This is a genomic window from Pedobacter zeaxanthinifaciens (genome assembly GCF_003313335.1).
GTDB lineage: Bacteria > Bacteroidota > Bacteroidia > Sphingobacteriales > Sphingobacteriaceae > Pedobacter > Pedobacter zeaxanthinifaciens.
In genome coordinates this window covers 1-16,452 of sequence record NZ_QMHP01000017.1, presented here as the reverse complement: position 1 = coordinate 16,452, position 16,452 = coordinate 1, and the positions used below count along the sequence as shown (strand labels likewise).

The window sequence follows — 16,452 nt, the reverse complement described above, 5'->3', positions numbered from 1 at the left end:
CAACCTCCTTTCGGAAAATTGCCTCAGCTATTATTGTTTAACTACTTTTTGAGTTTAAATGCGCTTGTATTAAGCTTTTGGTTTTAAAGTGAAAACGTAAGTTCCTTTAGTGCCGCAAGTAACTACCACTTTATCGCCAGTTACGTGTACGTTGTTGATTACAAAGTTGCCAGCGCCAAATGTGCTTTCGAAGTGGGTTTTAGCTAACAGTTTAAGGTGTCCATTTTCAATTGTAGCTACTACGATACTGTTACCAGCAGCGATGTAAATTTTATCGTTAACAACAGAGATTGAGTAAATCCAGCCGCCTAAATCAACTTGATCAATTAATGCATTTGTTGTTTTGTTAACATAAATTAAAGCATAGTTGTTGCCGAAAAGGAAGTTGCCGTTTGGAGCAGTTGTTAACGCACCAATCTGTACATCGTCGCTTCTTACTGGCCACGATTGTAAATTCAATAACTCCGCTGTGCTAGGGTTGAATTTAGAGTAGCTGTATGCATTAGATGCAAACAAATCAGCACCTGAAAAAGTAATTGCCCTTAAAGCACCGTAATATGCGAAACTAGTTAATGAAGGTGTTCCGTTGTTAAAAGAAATTACGCTTAAACCGCCATTTTCTGCTGATGCTGCGTACAATTTATTATTAGCTGCTGAATAATCTAAGTCGGTTACTGAATAACCTTTTAGGGGTATGTATTGCGGATTTTGAAGACCAGTATTGTTGATGTCTACCATACCTACAACTGCAGGTGCCTGGAAGTTACGTGCTTCATAATCTTTCAAATCAACACCTAAAAAGATTTTATTGCCACCAATTTTAATTTTATTGATATCTGCATTTGGAGAAGTAACGCTTGAGATTAATTCCGGATTGTTGTTGGCAGAGAGCTTGAATACATCAACACCGCCATAATATTTTTCACCTATTGTCATGTAGGCTACACCGAAATAATTATTCCCTAAAGAAGTAACGTCTAAAGCGCTTAGTGGCTTGTTTTGGTTGTCTTTAATTGGGTTAATTTTACCATTGTAAATCAACTCGTATGGATAAACTGCAGCAGTAGCCTGTACAGACTTGCTGGTGGTTTCCATTGAAGTAAATGGAACTGAGGCGCCGTCGTTAGCAATGTCTATACGATCAGTTTCGGCTTTGTTCGAGATTTGTAAAATAGGATCAGCTTCTTCAGTGTTAGTGATAGTGTCTGTGTTTTTTTTACAAGAGAAAATAGTTACCGTTAATAAAAGCGAGCAAACTACGAGAAATTTATTCTTTGACATAAAGTATTATTTATATCAGTTGTATTCCTAATAATTGTGCCACAAAATAAAACAAGCCGCTAATGTGCTCTCCTGTAATGTATTATTTGATCTTTTTGTAGAGATTTTAGTTGTGTAATGTATTATTGTGTGGAAAATGCTTTTTTAACACGTGTATAAAATTCCCCAACATTCTTATATATTCCCCGGAATAGCGTCAATTAACTTCTTGGTGTACGCTGCTTTAGGGTTGTGATAAATCTCCTCAGGATAACCAAATTCTTCAATTTTCCCCTTGTTCATGATAATCATCCTGTCGGAAATGTGCTTTACTACAGCCAAATCGTGGGAAATGAAAATGTAGGTTAATCCAAATTCTTCTTGTAAATCTCTTAGCAAATTAAGTACTTGCGCCTGTACCGATACATCTAAAGCGGATACGGATTCGTCACAAATAATAAATTTTGGTTTCAGCGCTAGGGCTCTTGCAATAACAATCCGCTGCCTTTGTCCGCCCGAAAACTCATGCGGATAACGGTCGAAATGTTCGGCGCCTAAATTTACCTTGTTGAGCAATTCAATTACATGTTCTTTCCTTTGGATGTTATTTTCGAAAATACCGTGAACTACCAAAGGTTCCATGATGGATTGACCCACAGTGATTTTAGGGTTTAGAGAAGAGTATGGGTCTTGAAAAATGATTTGGATGTCTCGTCTTAAAGCTCTCAGTTGGTTTTTGCCTAGGTGTGTAATGTCTTTTCCATCAAAAATTAACTTACCTGAACTAGGTTCCACCAAACGCAAAATGGTACGGCCAAGTGTGGTTTTCCCGCAACCCGATTCTCCTACCAAGCCCAAAGTTTCTCCAGGAAATACTTCAAAAGATACATGGTCAACCGCTTTTACGAAGTCGGTTGCTTTCCCGAACAAGCCCTTTTTTATGGGATACCAAGTGCATAAGTCCTGTACTTTTAAGATTGGATTTTGTTGGTATAATTTACTCCGTCTACTAGCTATTTCTTCCGTAGTAATACTGTTAGCTGCTAACAAATGCTGCAAGCCCACTGCTTGGTCTTCATTGAGGAAATCGGCTACTGTGGGTAGTTTTTTTAGCAAGCGTTTTGGAGAGGGCCTACAAGCCAGCAGGCCTTTTGTGTATGGATGTTGAGGGTTAGTGAATAGTTCTTTTGCTGAGCCTTGTTCTACAATATCACCTTTATACATTACCAATAATTCATCGGCTATTTCGCTCATTAACCCTAAATCATGCGAAATGAAAATCATTGCCATATTGCGCTCTGTTTTGAGGCGCAGCAACAATTGTAGGATTGTTTTCTGCACCGTAACGTCAAGTGCAGTGGTTGGTTCATCAGCAATAAGTAGCTCTGGATTGCAGCTTAGGGCCATGGCAATCATTACCCGTTGTTTTTGACCACCAGATAATTGGTGTGGATAGCTTTCAAAGATGCTTTCAGGTCGGGGCAGTTGCACTTCGTTAAAAAGTGCTATAGTTTGTGCTTTTGCGGTCTGTTTATCCACCTGTTGGTGCAGCATAATGGCTTCAAGTACTTGTTCGCCACAAGTAAAAACCGGGTTAAGCGATGTCATAGGTTCCTGAAATATCATCGCTATTTTATTGCCACGATATTTTCTAATGTCTTGGTCGCTTAGCTCAAGCAGGTTAACCGTGTCAAGATCTATTTGTCCATTAATTTCAGTGTTTTTGCTATCATGCAAACGCATAATGGAAAATGAGGTAACCGACTTCCCTGAGCCAGATTCACCAACAATTCCTAAAACTTTACCTCTTTCGAGGCTAAAACTAACTTTGTGTACGGTTTCTAACCAAACTTTGTCTTCTTGGTTATAAAATTTAACGGCTAGATCTTTTACTTTCAGCATTTAAATGGGATTGAACATATAGCAACATAGATTTTATTTCGAGATTAATTAAACTAGAAAATCAAAAGTGCTATGTGCCTATGTGTTTCATTTTTTATTTCACTAAAGTAATATTTTCTTGCGGAATTGTTGGTAGTCCTTTAAAACGTAATAGAATTTGTGCGGTTGTGATTACATCATTTTCACAATACTTAGCCAATCTATTTAAGTTCTTGTCCTGATAGTACACCTGTTTCACCTTGCTGCCGTCTATATCGCTTTTAGGAGTTGGAAGCTCAAAAATTGCTGCCAATAAGTTTAAAGAAGTATAGTTTTTATGATCACCAAATTTCCATAGGTCCATTGTGTCCAAATGGTTAACTTCCCAAGGTTTCTTGCCGTGTAACTGTAGTTGTAGCGGAATGTTGATGCCGTTCACCAACATTCGCCTGCATAGGTAGGGGAAATCAAATTCTTTGCCGTTGTGGGCGCATAGCTGTAGGTTTTTCGATTGCTTGTTCAGCAAATTTGCAAATTGTTTGAGTATGATCTGCTCATCGGTATGGCAAAAGGAACGTACTCTAAAATGTATTTGCTTACGCTCAAGATGGAAAACGCCAACGCTGATACAAACGATTTTTCCGAACTCTGCCAAAATACCAGCTTTCTCGTAGAAATCTTCTGCAGTTTGCCCGTCTTTGCGCTGATAGGCAGTTTTTTGTTCCCATAAATATTGTAAATCGGTAGGCAATTCATTGAAATTTTCCTTTTGCGGAACAGTTTCAATATCAATTACAAAGACATTGTTTAGTTTAAGGTCTTTTAGCATATGAGGATAGATGTACATCCAAATTACTAAATTTTTCTAATTATGGCGCAGCTTTTTATGATGACTGATGCGCTGGTAAACAACCCATCTAAGGCATCTAAAAAAAACTAGTTTAATACCGCATAGCTCTCCAGCGGGAATAAGTCATAGCGTAGTTAAACTGAAAGATGAGTTATTTAACATCAAAGGCATCTTAGCTTGTTTAAATAGCTCAATATTAAACGCTGGTATTGAGCTTGTTAGGTGTGTGTGTGGACTTGAAAATAAATTGATTAAGGCGTTAGTAGATGAAACAAAAAATCCCTTCCAAAGTTGGAAGGGATTTGTATTCAATCTCTTTATTCTATGCTTCAGTTAAACGTAGCCTAAAATTTTAAGTACTTGTTTACTGTTTTGTTCTTCACCAAAAACCTCAAAGTTGAAAGTTTCATCGCGGTTGCGGCGAATAATAACATGTTTAGGACTTGGTAACAAACAATGGTGAATACCACCGTAGCCACTTAAAACTTCCTGATAAGCACCTGTGTTGAAGAAACCTAAATACTGTACCTTACGGGTTTTAGGCATAAATACACTGTTCATGTGCGCCTCTTGGTTGTAATAATCCTGTCCGTCGCAAGTAATGCCGCCTAAGTTTACACGTTCATATTCAGCATCCCAGTTGTTAATTGGCAATAACACATATTTTTGGTTTAACGCCCAAACGTCGGGTAGGTTGGTAATGAACGAACCATCTAACATCAACCATTTTTCACGATCGTTTTGTTGCTTGCGGCCAAGTACTTTGTACAAAATTCCCGAAGCTTCCGCTACCGTGTATTTGCCAAATTCAGTAATAATATCAGGCTCAACTACATCGTGTTCCGCACAAATTTCTTTGATACGTTTCACAATTTCGTTCACCATATATTCGTAATCAAAATCAAATACCAAGCTATCTTTAAATGGCATACCACCACCAATATCTAAGGTATCTAATTCGGGGTTAATTTTTTTGAATTTGCAGTAAAGCGTTACATATTTCTCTAATTCGTTCCAGTAATAAGGCGTATCAGAAATACCCGAGTTAATAAAAAAGTGTAGCAATTTAACCCTGAAATTAGGGTTGGCAGCAATTTTACTGTTGTAAAAATCAATCACATCTTCCATACGTACACCTAAACGTGAAGTATAAAACTGCGAATCAGGCTGCTCCTCTGCTGCAATGCGGATACCCAAGTTACAAGGCGTATCCATTTCAATCTCATCATCGTAAAGGTTAAACTCTTCCTTATTGTCCAGCACCGGGATGATGTTTTTGAAGCCATCGTGCAACATGTCAATAATGTACTGCTTGTACTGAAAAGTTTTGAAACCGTTGCAGATAATGGTAGTTTCTTTGGTCAGGTTACCTTTCTTTTCCAAGGCCTCAATCATTGGCATATCAAAAGCCGATGAAGTTTCCAAGTGGATATCGTTTTTTAGCGCTTCTTCAACAATATGTTTAAAGTGCGAGCTTTTAGTGCAATAGCAATATTTGTAGTCGCCCCTGTAATTGTTTTTGATAATTGCCTGTTGAAACAACAGTTTTGCCTGTTGAATTTTCTTGCTCACCATTGGTAAGTAAGTGAAACGCAACGGCGTACCATAGGTTTCAATCATTTCCATCAAGTTTAAATCGTGGAAATACAATTCATCATCTATAATGCTATATCCCTCCTGAGGAAAACCAACACTTAAATCAAGAAACTCTTCGTAACTCTGCATCGTTCAAAATTTTTTGCAAAAATGTAATTTTAATTCGATAAAAATGTAGCCTAAATAACATTTTTATATTAACTCCAAAAAAGCAGTTTAGTTTTTACTTTTTTGTATGCTAAGCTGAGTTTTGCTGTCGATGTAAATATTTGATTATCTTTTTATTATCTTGATTTGGCTTCATTTGTTGGAGTTTTACTGCATAACTAAAATTGCTGATGAGTTTTGTTGTTGAAACCGTTACTTTACTGAGATAATTTTTGGAAACCAATTCCAGTAGCGTTTAGGCTACGAAAGTCCCGCTTTTTACTACAATCTTTTTGTTTTTTGGTTCTTCACCATCGTTCGCGTGAAAACAAAAAGGATTTCCGTTTCAATACGGGTTTAATTTACAACAACTTGTGCAACGCACAACCTATGTAAAAAAGCCGATTAATGAGTGGGATAGCGGTTTGGTAAAGCTTAATATCGGTCTTAAATCTTGAATTTGGGCCCTAGTTTTTGCCTTGCCTTTCAGATTAATATGCCTTTGCGTTATCTCCTAATTTATTTTTCTGCTTTGTACAAATAACCGAAAGATAAAGCTCAATAAGCCAATAAGGCGATGTAAATCCTGGCGTAGTTAATTAAGTACTTTATTTTTTCAATGGTAAATGAATTTCGGCCAACATGCATCTAGCACTACCACCGCCATTTTGCTCAATGGTATAAATTGGTGCGGTTACAATTTTAGAGAACTCAGAAAGTGCGGTAATTTGTGTGCCATGTAACGCTTTCAAGGCCTGTTCGGACATTACTAATAAGCTTTCTCCGTTTTTATTCTGCACCTCTAGCATATTGCCTGCAAAGTGATTCATTTGGTCGAAAGAAATGTCAATCACCGTTTTTTTAGTAGCTTTAAAACTCTCTAATACTTTGATTTTATCTGCCGTTGAAGCGATACTTTCCAAACAAACCACAGCAAACTTTTCACCAATGCACATCATCACGTTAGTGTGATAAATAGGGAAGCCTTGCTGATCTACAGCCGTAAAGCTAACAACCCGATAACCCGTTAGCGCTGCAAAATTCTTGAGCACTTCTTCATCAGTTCTAACGCTCAAACAAGCATAAGCAATCTTGTTAATCCTATCTAAAACCAAACTTCCCGTTCCTTCTAAAAACAGGTGCTGCTGTTCAAAAAAGCTGAGGTCCGTTACGTGGTTTACCTCAAAGTTTTGACTTAAGGTCTCAATAATATCCTTGCGTCGTTCTAATCGGCGGTTTGGTGAGTGCATAGGATAAAGAAATACACTGCCGTCGTCATGGAAAGAAACCCAGTTGTTAGGGAAAATCGAATCTGGCGTTTCTGGATCTAATGTATCCTCAACTACGGTAACGTCAACTCCATTTTCTATCAGTACTTTTACGAAGCCATCAAATTCAGCTAGCGCTTGTTGTTGCACATTGCTTTGCTCGCTAGCCACTTGGAATTTATTGTTGTCGGCAGTTTGCTGGTTGAATTTGAAATCAACCGGACGTATCATGAGGAGGTGCGAAGTGGTCTGCATTTTTTATTGTTCAATGGTTCATCGGTTCAATGGGTTTTGCCTATCGAACCGATAAAAAAATAATTTATTTTAATCCGTCTCTAAGTATCGGCAAGCTCATACAATGAAAACCGCCTCTAGCTCTTGAAAGCTCGGCAGACGGCATTAATACCAAAGTGTCCGTCAACGTTTCTGCATCTACTTTTCCACTTTCCAAATCTTGGATCAAATCCTGTACTTTCACTACGTCAAAGCCATTTTGCTTAAAAGCTTCCACCGTTTTATCATTACGGTCGTAGCCTAAAACAACGCCTTCTTTAATGGCTAGTAAGTTACATGAATCGGTCCATTGCTCTCTGCTATCGTAGGGGAAAGTGTTGCCACCGCTGTAAATAATTTTGGTAGGCGTGGTGCTACCCAAGTCGTTCTTGCTGATGTCGTTCAGCAAAGCCTCCACATGCTCGTAATATTTTGGGTTGCCGGGCTTATCTTTATGAAACTGGATAGCCGTTGTTGCTTCCAGTTTTTCGGGCTCTTTTAAAAAATGAATAGGCTCATTTGCATTGTACGCCGGACTGTGGGCAATGCTATGTAAAATTACCCAAGTGTCACGTTTTACTTGTGTAAATACCGTGTCTAAGTGCATGTAATCACGTTTTGCAGGTATTTTTACAATGGTCACCTTCTCCACTACATTCTTTTCAAACAGTAGCTTAATCGCTTCATTGGCACCCTCTTCCGAGGTACGTTCGCTCACACCTATTAGCAAATGGTTGGGTGCTACCATCATCACATCGCCGCCTTCTAGCGTAGTACGAAACGCAGGCTCATCGCCTGGGCGCAAAAAGTGCATGGTAGGATCAGGTATTTCAATAATGTTATTTTTATAGCTGGCAAAAAATGGATGGTTAAAGAAGATATAACGCATCAACATTGTTTCACGCACACGAGCTTTTTTTGCAGGTTTATTCAGCAGGATATGATCATTTACTGTGGTGCCAACGTCTCTAGTGAAAATTAGGTTAGGCACCGGCGCAAAAATCATGGTATCATCGGCCATTGTCCCCGAAATAAAAATCTCCGCCAACTTTTTCGGGTCAGTTGCCGCAAGTTTCAATTGTAACTGATAGGTACAACCCTCAATAGCACAAACAGCAGCGGTCAGTTTTTTTCTAATGTATTCGTCGGCCAAGATATCTGCCAGTAAATTCTGTACTTCTACTACATTTTCAGAGTTGTGAAACTTCGGATGATTTGGTTTGTAAAAACCTCTATTTTCTGTCTCGCTGTCAATTTGTGCAAGTTTGCCCTTAATTTTTTCAGGATCTAAAAAGTACATCAATAGCTTGGTGTAGTAATCGTACTCACCTCTTCTAATGGTGTCCAAATGTACAATATCTTCAAAAAGCCAATCTTGCGCTTTAGATGGCACCACTTTGCCCAATCCGCTATCAGGACTGTGAACCAATAATTTTCTTAAACGCCCAATTTCAGTGGAAACTCCTATGTGGAAAGGATGATTTTGCATGTTCATATCATTTTGGTGTCGCTACAAAACTATTCTTTTTTTTTGAAGTCAGAAGTCCGATATTGGAAGTGTTGAGATATAGTTTTATAGTTTTTAGAAAAGCACTTGCATTGCTGCTATGAAAATGTAGCCCTGCTTTACACTATAGCCCTCGGGCGTAAACGCTCCCTCGGGGCTGCCGTTACAATCAGGTTTAGGTAATAAATACTGTGGTAATAGTAAAATGTAAATGCCAAATTAGCCTTTGCAGTACTTTGCGAAAACTTCTAAAAACTTTGCGGTTGATATTTAACACAAAGAAAAATAAAGGCTCCGCGAAGGACGCAAAGAAGCGAAACGCTCTCGCTTGTTCGTTGGCTAAGCATTCAAGATTTAGCTATTTGAAATTTTATTTTTTGTGTTTTGAGGCTAAGATAAAGGTATAGCCTTTGCAGCGCTTTGCGAAAACTTCTAAAACTTTGCGGTTAATATTGCCGCAAAGAAAAGTAAAGGCTCCGCAGAGATCGCAAAGAAGCGAAAATGCTCTCATTCTTAATTTGTATGCGTAGCGCTTTATGACCTTAATCCGATGTGAGTCACTAAGGCGTATAAATTACAATTTCTATCAATTCAAATTTATATCTGCTTTTTTAACCCAGCCATAAACTTGTGTTGGCTGCTCTGTAAAAACATCAAATTGCGTTTGAGTAATTTTGTTTTCCTTGTTCATAAGCACTAAAGCCCATACTGTTCCATTTTCAATTCTCTCGCCAATAGCAACACCGCTTGAATGCTTTGGATAAATAGCAATCATATTTCCATTGTTCCCATACATGGGATGTTCGCCGTCATATTCAAAACTGCAATCTCGTAAGTACAGCCGATCAGCAGTTGCTTTAAAACGAATTGGAGTTTTGTATTTTGTAGCGGGCAGTTCATAAGATTTGGTATAACCTACACTGTTTCTCAAACTAAAAACTGGAGCAAGGGCAGTTTTGTAACTGACATCGTATTCATAATCAACCACACTAGCATCAGCACAACAACCTGGATTCGAAATAAAAAGTTTTACCATTTTTCCATCGACAAATTTGATGTGCGTAATGTTTTGCCTGGTTTCGAACATTTTTACAAAATGCCCATTGTTATTGATAATGAGGTGTGAAACGTTACCCTCACCAATGGTTGGACCGTCGTAAATGATGTCCTTTTGCCCATCGCCATTTAAATCAATAGCAAATAAAGATGACACGAGTTCTGAATTGGAATAATGCCACTCAGGATCGCTGTTACTGATCAAACTAATATTGTCCTTCAAAAATAGCAGTAAAAATGTTGTGTCTCTGTCTTTTTCAAGCGCAGCAACAGCACTATTTTCTTTGTCGGTATAATCAAAAAACTTAGTATGACGGCCGTAATCAAAATATCTTTCTAGCATAATAGAGTCGGCAATAGTAGTGTCAACCTTGTTGTTGAAAGTTAAGGAGTCTGTTTGAACAGAATTAGTTGTTTTGTTAGATTGGCAGGCAAATAAACTAATTACGACGCTAGCGAAGAGCAGATGTTTGAAATTCATTTTTTACGTTTTCAGGGTAAGATATTATTAGATGTAGTCTAATATATGAAAATATACAGCCTTTGCGGCGCTTTGCAAAAACTTCAAAAACTTTGCGGTTGATATTATTTGCCGCAAAGAAAAATTAGAAGTTCCGCAAAGATCGCGAAGATGAAATACTGCACTTGCCATTTAAACCCGATAGCAACGTAAAGCCCGCAAGCGAGTGCAACGAGTGCGGACTTGAAGTGAATAGCGGGACTTAAGAACAAAAGCACCTCTGTCAATGCTTTTCGAATTATCCTACCAATCCTTTTAGCATTAGTCTTTAAGCTTTCAGCATTAATCGCTATTTTTGCCGCTATGAATTTTATCGTAGCTGGCGCAATTAAAGCCGTTAAGGAGTTATACGGGCAAGAAATTGCCGAAAATGTAATCAATGTACAGGAAACACGTAAAGAGTTTGAAGGACAGGTAACCATTGTGGTGTTTCCAATTGTACGATTTTCAAAAAAATCTCCTGAAGAAACAGCTAACGATATCGGTAGTTTTTTACAAGAGCATGTAGCCGAAGTAACCAATTTCAATGTAGTGAAAGGTTTTTTGAACCTAAGCATTGCTGAAAGTTATTGGATGACTTTGTTTAACAATACTTTATTACAACCCGACTTTTTAAAAGCAAAGCCTCGTGGCGAAAAGGTAATGGTGGAATATTCGTCGCCAAATACTAACAAGCCATTGCACTTGGGACATGTGCGTAACAACTTATTAGGCTACTCGGTATCGGAGTTGCTAAAAGCTGATGGTTACGATGTGATTAAAGTTAATTTGGTGAACGATAGGGGTATTCATATCTGTAAGTCGATGTTAGCTTGGCAAAAATGGGGAAATGGTGAAACACCAGAAAGTGCCGGGATTAAAGGCGACCATCTTGTTGGAAAGTACTATGTAGTTTTTGATAAGGAATACAAAAAGGAAATAGATGCCCTAAAAGCTGCTGGGCAAACTGAGGACGAGGCGAAGAAAAATGCACCGCTAATTAAGGAAGCACAACATATGCTGCTACAGTGGGAGCAGGGCGATGCCGAAGTAGTGGCGCTGTGGGAGAAAATGAACGGTTGGGTGTACGAAGGTTTTGATGTAACCTACAAAAAACTGGGCGTTGATTTTGATAAATTTTACTACGAAAGCAATACTTATTTGCTTGGAAAAGATACGGTAGAGGAGGGTTTGGCCAAAGGCGTTTTCTTTAAAAAAGAAGATGGATCAGTTTGGATTGACTTAACTGCTGATGGTTTAGACCAAAAATTGGTGTTACGTGCTGATGGAACTTCAGTTTACATTACACAAGATTTAGGTACTGCCCAAATGAAATACGATGATTTTGGCATGGACAAATCAATTTATGTTGTGGGTAACGAGCAAGACTACCATTTTAAAGTATTGTTTTTGATTTTAGAGAAGTTGGGTAAAAGCTGGGCAAATGGCCTATATCATTTATCTTACGGGATGGTGGATTTGCCAAGTGGTAAAATGAAAAGTAGGGAGGGTACGGTGGTTGACGCTGACGACCTTATTGATGAAATGGTGGATACTGCAAGGCAAAAAACCGAAGAGTTGGGCAAAACCAATGATTTCTCGGAGGTGGACAAAGAAGAACTGTACAATACCATTGGTTTAGGTGCGTTGAAGTATTTTCTTCTGAAAGTGGAGCCGAAAAAGCGTTTGTTGTTCGACCCGGCAGAAAGTATCGATTTTCAGGGAAATACAGGTCCGTTTATACAGTATACTCATGCTCGTATCAAATCACTGCTATCTAGAGCCAATTATAGTTTCGCTGTTGCGGATGATGCCAAGATTAAATTAACTGCTACAGAGCTGGATATGATTATGCTTTTGGCGAAATATCCTACGGAAATTGAAGAAGCGGCTAAGGCCTACAGTCCGGCGTTTATTGCCAACTACTTGTACGAAGTAGCTAAACTGTTTAATAAATTTTATCATGAAGTGCCTCCAATTATTAAAGAAGAGGATGCTGAGGTGAAACAGCATCGCTTGAACATTTGCAAAATTACTGCGGATGTAATTAAAGCTGGAATGGGCATTTTGGGTATCAAAGTTCCTGAAAGAATGTAATTTTAATTCAAAAGTTAAAAGTAAAAATTCAAAAATCGGCACAAACCCATTCTCGTTTTTACTTTTGAATTTTTACTTTTAACTTAATCTACGTGAACGAAATTCTAACCTTTTTAAGTTTGCATGTCAATGAGTTGGCGTTGCTTTGTTTAGCTGCATTTGGCGCTGGCTTTATTGATGCCATTGTAGGTGGCGGGGGTTTATTGCAAACACCTGCAACGTTGTTGATTTTGCCCCAATATCCAGTGGCTAGCATCTTTGGAACGGTAAAAATTCCATCGTTAATGGGCACTAGCGTAGCTGCTTATAAATATGCTAAACAAGTTAAGTTTAACTTTAAAGTTTTGGCAATTTGTGTTGTCGCTGCTTTCCTTGCCTCGTTAATGGGTGCCTACTCGGTGAGTATGATTAACAATAAGGTGATTAAGCCAATTATTTTAGTGGTGCTTGTTTTGGTGGCCATTTACACCTATTTTAATAAGCAATTTGGCATCCATCAGCATAAAGCGCATTCGGTAAAGAAGCAACTGTTATTAGCTGGCCTTTTTGGGTTAATTATAGGATTTTATGATGGCTTAATTGGCCCTGGCACCGGTTCTTTTCTTATTTTGGTTTTTATTGGAGCTTTAGGTTTTGATTTTGTTGGTGCTAGTGCCCACGCTAAAATTGTGAATATTGCCACCAATTTGGCAGCATTAATTTATTTCAGCTCTACAGGGCATGTACTATTTCAATATGCTATCCCAATGGCGATATTCAATATCTTAGGTTCATTTTTAGGTGCTAAATTAGCCTTGCTGAAAGGCAATAAATTTATCCGTATTTTCTTTTTAATTGTAGTTTTTGGTACAATTTTAAGGTTTGCTTATGATGTTTTTTTTAGGAGTTAGGTTTTAGTGGTCAGGTACTAGTGGTCAGGAATCAGGAATTAATGCCAGTAAATAATTAACAATTAACCATTAAGCATTAACCATTAACAATCAACCATTGAACTAATGAACTAAATAAAACTATCTAATCCTCTTTTATAGTGCCCGACTTAGTTTTTACACCGCTTTTTCGTCTGTAAATGGCAAAACTCATTGGGCTTTTTGCTGGTCGCTCGTCACCGAATAGTACTCCCCAATGTTTAAAGGCATCGCTTCTATCGAAAATTACTTTGAGTACCGCAATAATTGGCATCGATAAGAACATTCCAGAAATACCAGCTATGGTTCCGCCAATTACCACGCCTAAAATAGAAACCAGTGCATTGATTTTAACTTTAGATCCTACAATACGTGGCATCAAGATGTTGTTATCAAAAAACTGAACCACCGCAATTACCACCAATACCGTAATTACCGGACTGATTTGTTGAGATGAGGTAAGCGTAATAAGTACCCCCATGATGTTGCCAATCAGTGCGCCAACATAAGGGATCAAGTTAAGGATGGCGAAGATTACGCCAATTAACAAAGCGTGTTTAATGCCAAACAACATCAATGCGCCACCTAAAAATATGGTCATATAGGTAATTTGAATTAACAACCCAACCAAGTAGTTTTTGATGATTGCTTCTGCTTCGTAAGCTGCTTCTTTCACTTTTGGATGATGATCTGTTTTAAACCACATGAACACAAAGCGAAGTAGGATATCTTTATAGAACAGAATCAGATAAATGTAGATAGGAATCAGTCCTAAGAATACAAAAATGCCGCTTAAGGTTACCGCTGCACCACTTGCTGCTTTACCAGCCATGTTGAGCATATCGTCACTTTTTTCGGTAATAAATTGCTTTTGTTTAGCAATAGAGAAATCGGTGAAACTGCTGATCCACTCCTGTAAAGATTGAAGGTGCTTGGCCACGTTTTGCTTTATCTGGGGGAAATCGTTCACCAAAACACCAATCTGTGCCGAAAAAAACCAAATGATTCCTGCTAAGAAAATAAAAACCAGTAAAATTGGTAGTATAATCGCCAAAGCTTCAGGTACTTTATATCTTCTTAAAAAACGATAAATGGGCAGTAGCAATATGCTAATAAAAAATGCCATGATTACCGGCATAATGATATCGCTGGCAACAGCAAAAATTCCGATGCAAAGGCAAAGTCCTAATAATTCAATGGAGCGTTTAACGGTTAATGGCATTTGATTCATATAAAGATGGGCTGAATTTTAAGCCTAACACTAAAGTAGGTAAATTGTTTGGTTGATTTAGGGATTAGGGGTTAGTAGTTAGGTATCAGGTATCAGTGGTCAGTAGTTAGGGATTAGGTATTAGTAGTTAGGTATTAGTAGTTAGTAATTAGTTAGTAATTAGCTTTAAGGTTAGTGGCTTTCTCGAAAATCTTTGACCTTCAACTTAAGGTAGGTGATGGATTGCTACCTACTGGACATGAAAACTGTTAACATAAAACCGTATTTTTGCAGCATGTTGAATAATGATACCATCATTGCATTGTCTACGCCGCCGGGTAGTGGAGCCATTGGCGTAATCCGACTTTCAGGTCCTGAGGCAATTAGCTTAACCAATCAAGTTTTTTCTGGTAAAGATTTAGCGAAACAAGCTACGCACACTTTGCATTTTGGGTTAATCAAAAACAACGATGTGGTAATTGATGAGGTGGTAGTTTCCTTATTTGTGGGGCCAAAATCTTACACCAAGGAAAATGTGGTGGAAATTTCTTGCCATGGCTCCAACTACATTATTCAGCAGATTATCAACCTTTTGATCAACAAAGGCGCTAGAGCCGCTAAACCAGGCGAGTTCACTTTAAGAGCATTCATGAATGGCGCTTTTGATTTAAGTCAGGCAGAGGCCGTTGCCGATTTAATTGCTTCCGATAGCAAAGCCTCACATGAAGTAGCTATGCAGCAAATGCGTGGTGGCTTTTCTACTGAGCTAAAAGATTTGAGGGAACAGCTAATTCACTTTGCTAGTATGATTGAGTTGGAGCTGGATTTTGCTGAGGAAGACGTAGAGTTTGCCAACCGTGATCAGCTGCGAGAATTGATTCAGCGCATCAACAAGGTGCTGCAACGTTTAATTCATTCCTTTGAAGTGGGTAATGTGATTAAAAACGGTGTTCCTGTGGTTATTGCTGGCAAGCCCAATGTGGGCAAGTCTACCTTGCTAAATGCCCTGCTTAACGAAGAACGTGCCATTGTGAGCGACATTGCCGGCACAACCCGCGATACCATTGAGGATGAAATCAACATCAACGGCGTAGTTTTCAGGTTTATCGATACGGCTGGAATTCGTGAAACTGCCGATGTAATAGAGGCTAAAGGTGTAGAACGCAGTTTGGAAAAAATGAAGCAGGCCAAGCTGATCATTTACATGGTTGATGCGCAAGAGGAGCAGGCGGAGGTGCTGAAGCAATTGGATGAGCTTTCGAAACAAGCCACGCCATTTCTGTTTATCGTCAACAAAGCGGAGCTACTTACTCCAAGCCAAAAGGAGTTTTATACCGATCATGAAGCTTTATTGATTTCGGCAAAGGATAAATTAGGGATGGATGTGTTGGAACAGCGTTTATTGGACAAGGTGAACCTCAGTAACATCAACACAAGCGAAACTTTAGTGACTAACATTCGTCATGTGGAGGCGCTAAAGCAAACGCAAAACTCACTTAACCGCGTATTAGAAAACGTCAACAACCCTATCACTTCCGACTTTTTAGCAATGGATATCAAGCAGGCGCTCCATTATTTGGGTGAAATTACGGGTACAGTAACTACTGATGATTTATTGGAAAATATTTTTACGAAGTTTTGTATTGGGAAATAGGACTTGTCATTTAGTGTCTTTTAAATTCTTAAGATGTTGAATTTCAGTATTGCTGTGGAGAAGTGACTCCTTTCCGTTTCTTTTAGCTTCTTCATATTTGGTGTCAAATCAATAAATGACATCAGAATTTTTGATGTCAAAGTTGATGTCAACAAATGTTTGAAATATGAAAGTTAAATTAAGAAAGCGTTTAAGTGTAGATTATTCCAAAACTGGCCACTCCTTTTTTTGCGAACTGGCCACATC

11 protein-coding genes are annotated in these 16,452 nt (G+C 38.4%); 3 read left to right on the top strand and 8 right to left on the bottom strand.

Going from position 1 to position 16,452, the window contains the following annotated elements; translation table 11 throughout:
• Positions 1–69: 69 nt before the first annotated feature.
• The 7 genes from DUT68_RS17805 to DUT68_RS17775 form a co-directional block, all read right to left on the bottom strand.
• Positions 70–1,281 carry an LVIVD repeat-containing protein gene (locus DUT68_RS17805; RefSeq protein WP_113639590.1) on the bottom strand — a complete coding sequence of 404 codons (1,212 nt, stop codon included), beginning with the start codon at positions 1,279–1,281 and terminating at the stop codon, positions 70–72.
• Between the two features lie 174 nt (positions 1,282–1,455).
• Positions 1,456–3,162 carry an ABC transporter ATP-binding protein gene (locus DUT68_RS17800; protein ID WP_113639589.1) on the bottom strand — a complete coding sequence of 569 codons (1,707 nt, stop codon included), beginning with the start codon at positions 3,160–3,162 and terminating at the stop codon, positions 1,456–1,458.
• A gap of 94 nt (positions 3,163–3,256) precedes the next feature.
• Positions 3,257–3,970 (bottom strand): 3'-5' exonuclease, encoded by a 714-nt coding sequence (locus tag DUT68_RS17795; RefSeq protein WP_113639588.1) that lies wholly within the window; start codon positions 3,968–3,970, stop codon positions 3,257–3,259.
• Positions 3,971–4,324: 354 nt separating this feature from the next.
• Positions 4,325–5,716 carry an arginine decarboxylase gene (locus tag DUT68_RS17790; protein WP_113639587.1) on the bottom strand — a complete coding sequence of 464 codons (1,392 nt, stop codon included), beginning with the start codon at positions 5,714–5,716 and terminating at the stop codon, positions 4,325–4,327.
• A 626-nt stretch (positions 5,717–6,342) separates the two neighbouring features.
• The gene (gene ctlX, locus DUT68_RS17785) at positions 6,343–7,257 is read right to left on the bottom strand and encodes a citrulline utilization hydrolase CtlX (RefSeq protein ID WP_113639586.1); all 915 of its coding nucleotides are present in this window, start codon (positions 7,255–7,257) and stop codon (positions 6,343–6,345) included.
• Between the two features lie 64 nt (positions 7,258–7,321).
• Positions 7,322–8,764 carry an arginine deiminase family protein gene (locus tag DUT68_RS17780; protein ID WP_306419628.1) on the bottom strand — a complete coding sequence of 481 codons (1,443 nt, stop codon included), beginning with the start codon at positions 8,762–8,764 and terminating at the stop codon, positions 7,322–7,324.
• 604 nt (positions 8,765–9,368) lie between these two features.
• On the bottom strand, positions 9,369–10,319 hold the full coding sequence (locus DUT68_RS17775) for an FG-GAP repeat domain-containing protein (RefSeq protein ID WP_113639584.1): 951 nt from the start codon (positions 10,317–10,319) through the stop codon (positions 9,369–9,371).
• 342 nt (positions 10,320–10,661) lie between these two features.
• Between DUT68_RS17775 and argS the strand changes: the two genes are divergently transcribed.
• A complete protein-coding gene (gene argS, locus DUT68_RS17770) occupies positions 10,662–12,434 on the top strand; it encodes an arginine--tRNA ligase (RefSeq protein ID WP_113639583.1) in 1,773 nt (590 codons plus the stop codon).
• Positions 12,435–12,526: 92 nt separating this feature from the next.
• The gene (locus tag DUT68_RS17765; protein ID WP_237088375.1) at positions 12,527–13,324 is read left to right on the top strand and encodes a sulfite exporter TauE/SafE family protein; all 798 of its coding nucleotides are present in this window, start codon (positions 12,527–12,529) and stop codon (positions 13,322–13,324) included.
• Positions 13,325–13,448: 124 nt separating this feature from the next.
• On the opposite strand, the gene DUT68_RS17760 is transcribed toward DUT68_RS17765, so the two are convergent.
• Positions 13,449–14,573, bottom strand: a complete 1,125-nt coding sequence (locus tag DUT68_RS17760) for an AI-2E family transporter (RefSeq protein WP_113639582.1) — start codon at positions 14,571–14,573, stop codon at positions 13,449–13,451.
• Between the two features lie 274 nt (positions 14,574–14,847).
• On the opposite strand from DUT68_RS17760, the gene mnmE reads away from it, so the two are divergent.
• The gene (gene mnmE, locus DUT68_RS17755) at positions 14,848–16,206 is read left to right on the top strand and encodes a tRNA uridine-5-carboxymethylaminomethyl(34) synthesis GTPase MnmE (protein ID WP_113639581.1); all 1,359 of its coding nucleotides are present in this window, start codon (positions 14,848–14,850) and stop codon (positions 16,204–16,206) included.
• The last annotated feature ends 246 nt before the right edge of the window (positions 16,207–16,452 follow it).

Coding starts and splice junctions, on each gene's coding strand:
- DUT68_RS17805 (WP_113639590.1), bottom strand. CDS start 1,281: ATGTCAAAGAATAAATTTCTCGTAGTTTGCTCGCTTTTATTAACGGTA.
- DUT68_RS17800 (WP_113639589.1), bottom strand. CDS start 3,162: ATGCTGAAAGTAAAAGATCTAGCCGTTAAATTTTATAACCAAGAAGAC.
- DUT68_RS17795 (WP_113639588.1), bottom strand. CDS start 3,970: ATGCTAAAAGACCTTAAACTAAACAATGTCTTTGTAATTGATATTGAA.
- DUT68_RS17790 (WP_113639587.1), bottom strand. CDS start 5,716: ATGCAGAGTTACGAAGAGTTTCTTGATTTAAGTGTTGGTTTTCCTCAG.
- ctlX (WP_113639586.1), bottom strand. CDS start 7,257: ATGCAGACCACTTCGCACCTCCTCATGATACGTCCGGTTGATTTCAAA.
- DUT68_RS17780 (WP_306419628.1), bottom strand. CDS start 8,764: ATGCAAAATCATCCTTTCCACATAGGAGTTTCCACTGAAATTGGGCGT.
- DUT68_RS17775 (WP_113639584.1), bottom strand. CDS start 10,319: ATGAATTTCAAACATCTGCTCTTCGCTAGCGTCGTAATTAGTTTATTT.
- argS (WP_113639583.1), top strand. CDS start 10,662: ATGAATTTTATCGTAGCTGGCGCAATTAAAGCCGTTAAGGAGTTATAC.
- DUT68_RS17760 (WP_113639582.1), bottom strand. CDS start 14,573: ATGAATCAAATGCCATTAACCGTTAAACGCTCCATTGAATTATTAGGA.
- mnmE (WP_113639581.1), top strand. CDS start 14,848: ATGTTGAATAATGATACCATCATTGCATTGTCTACGCCGCCGGGTAGT.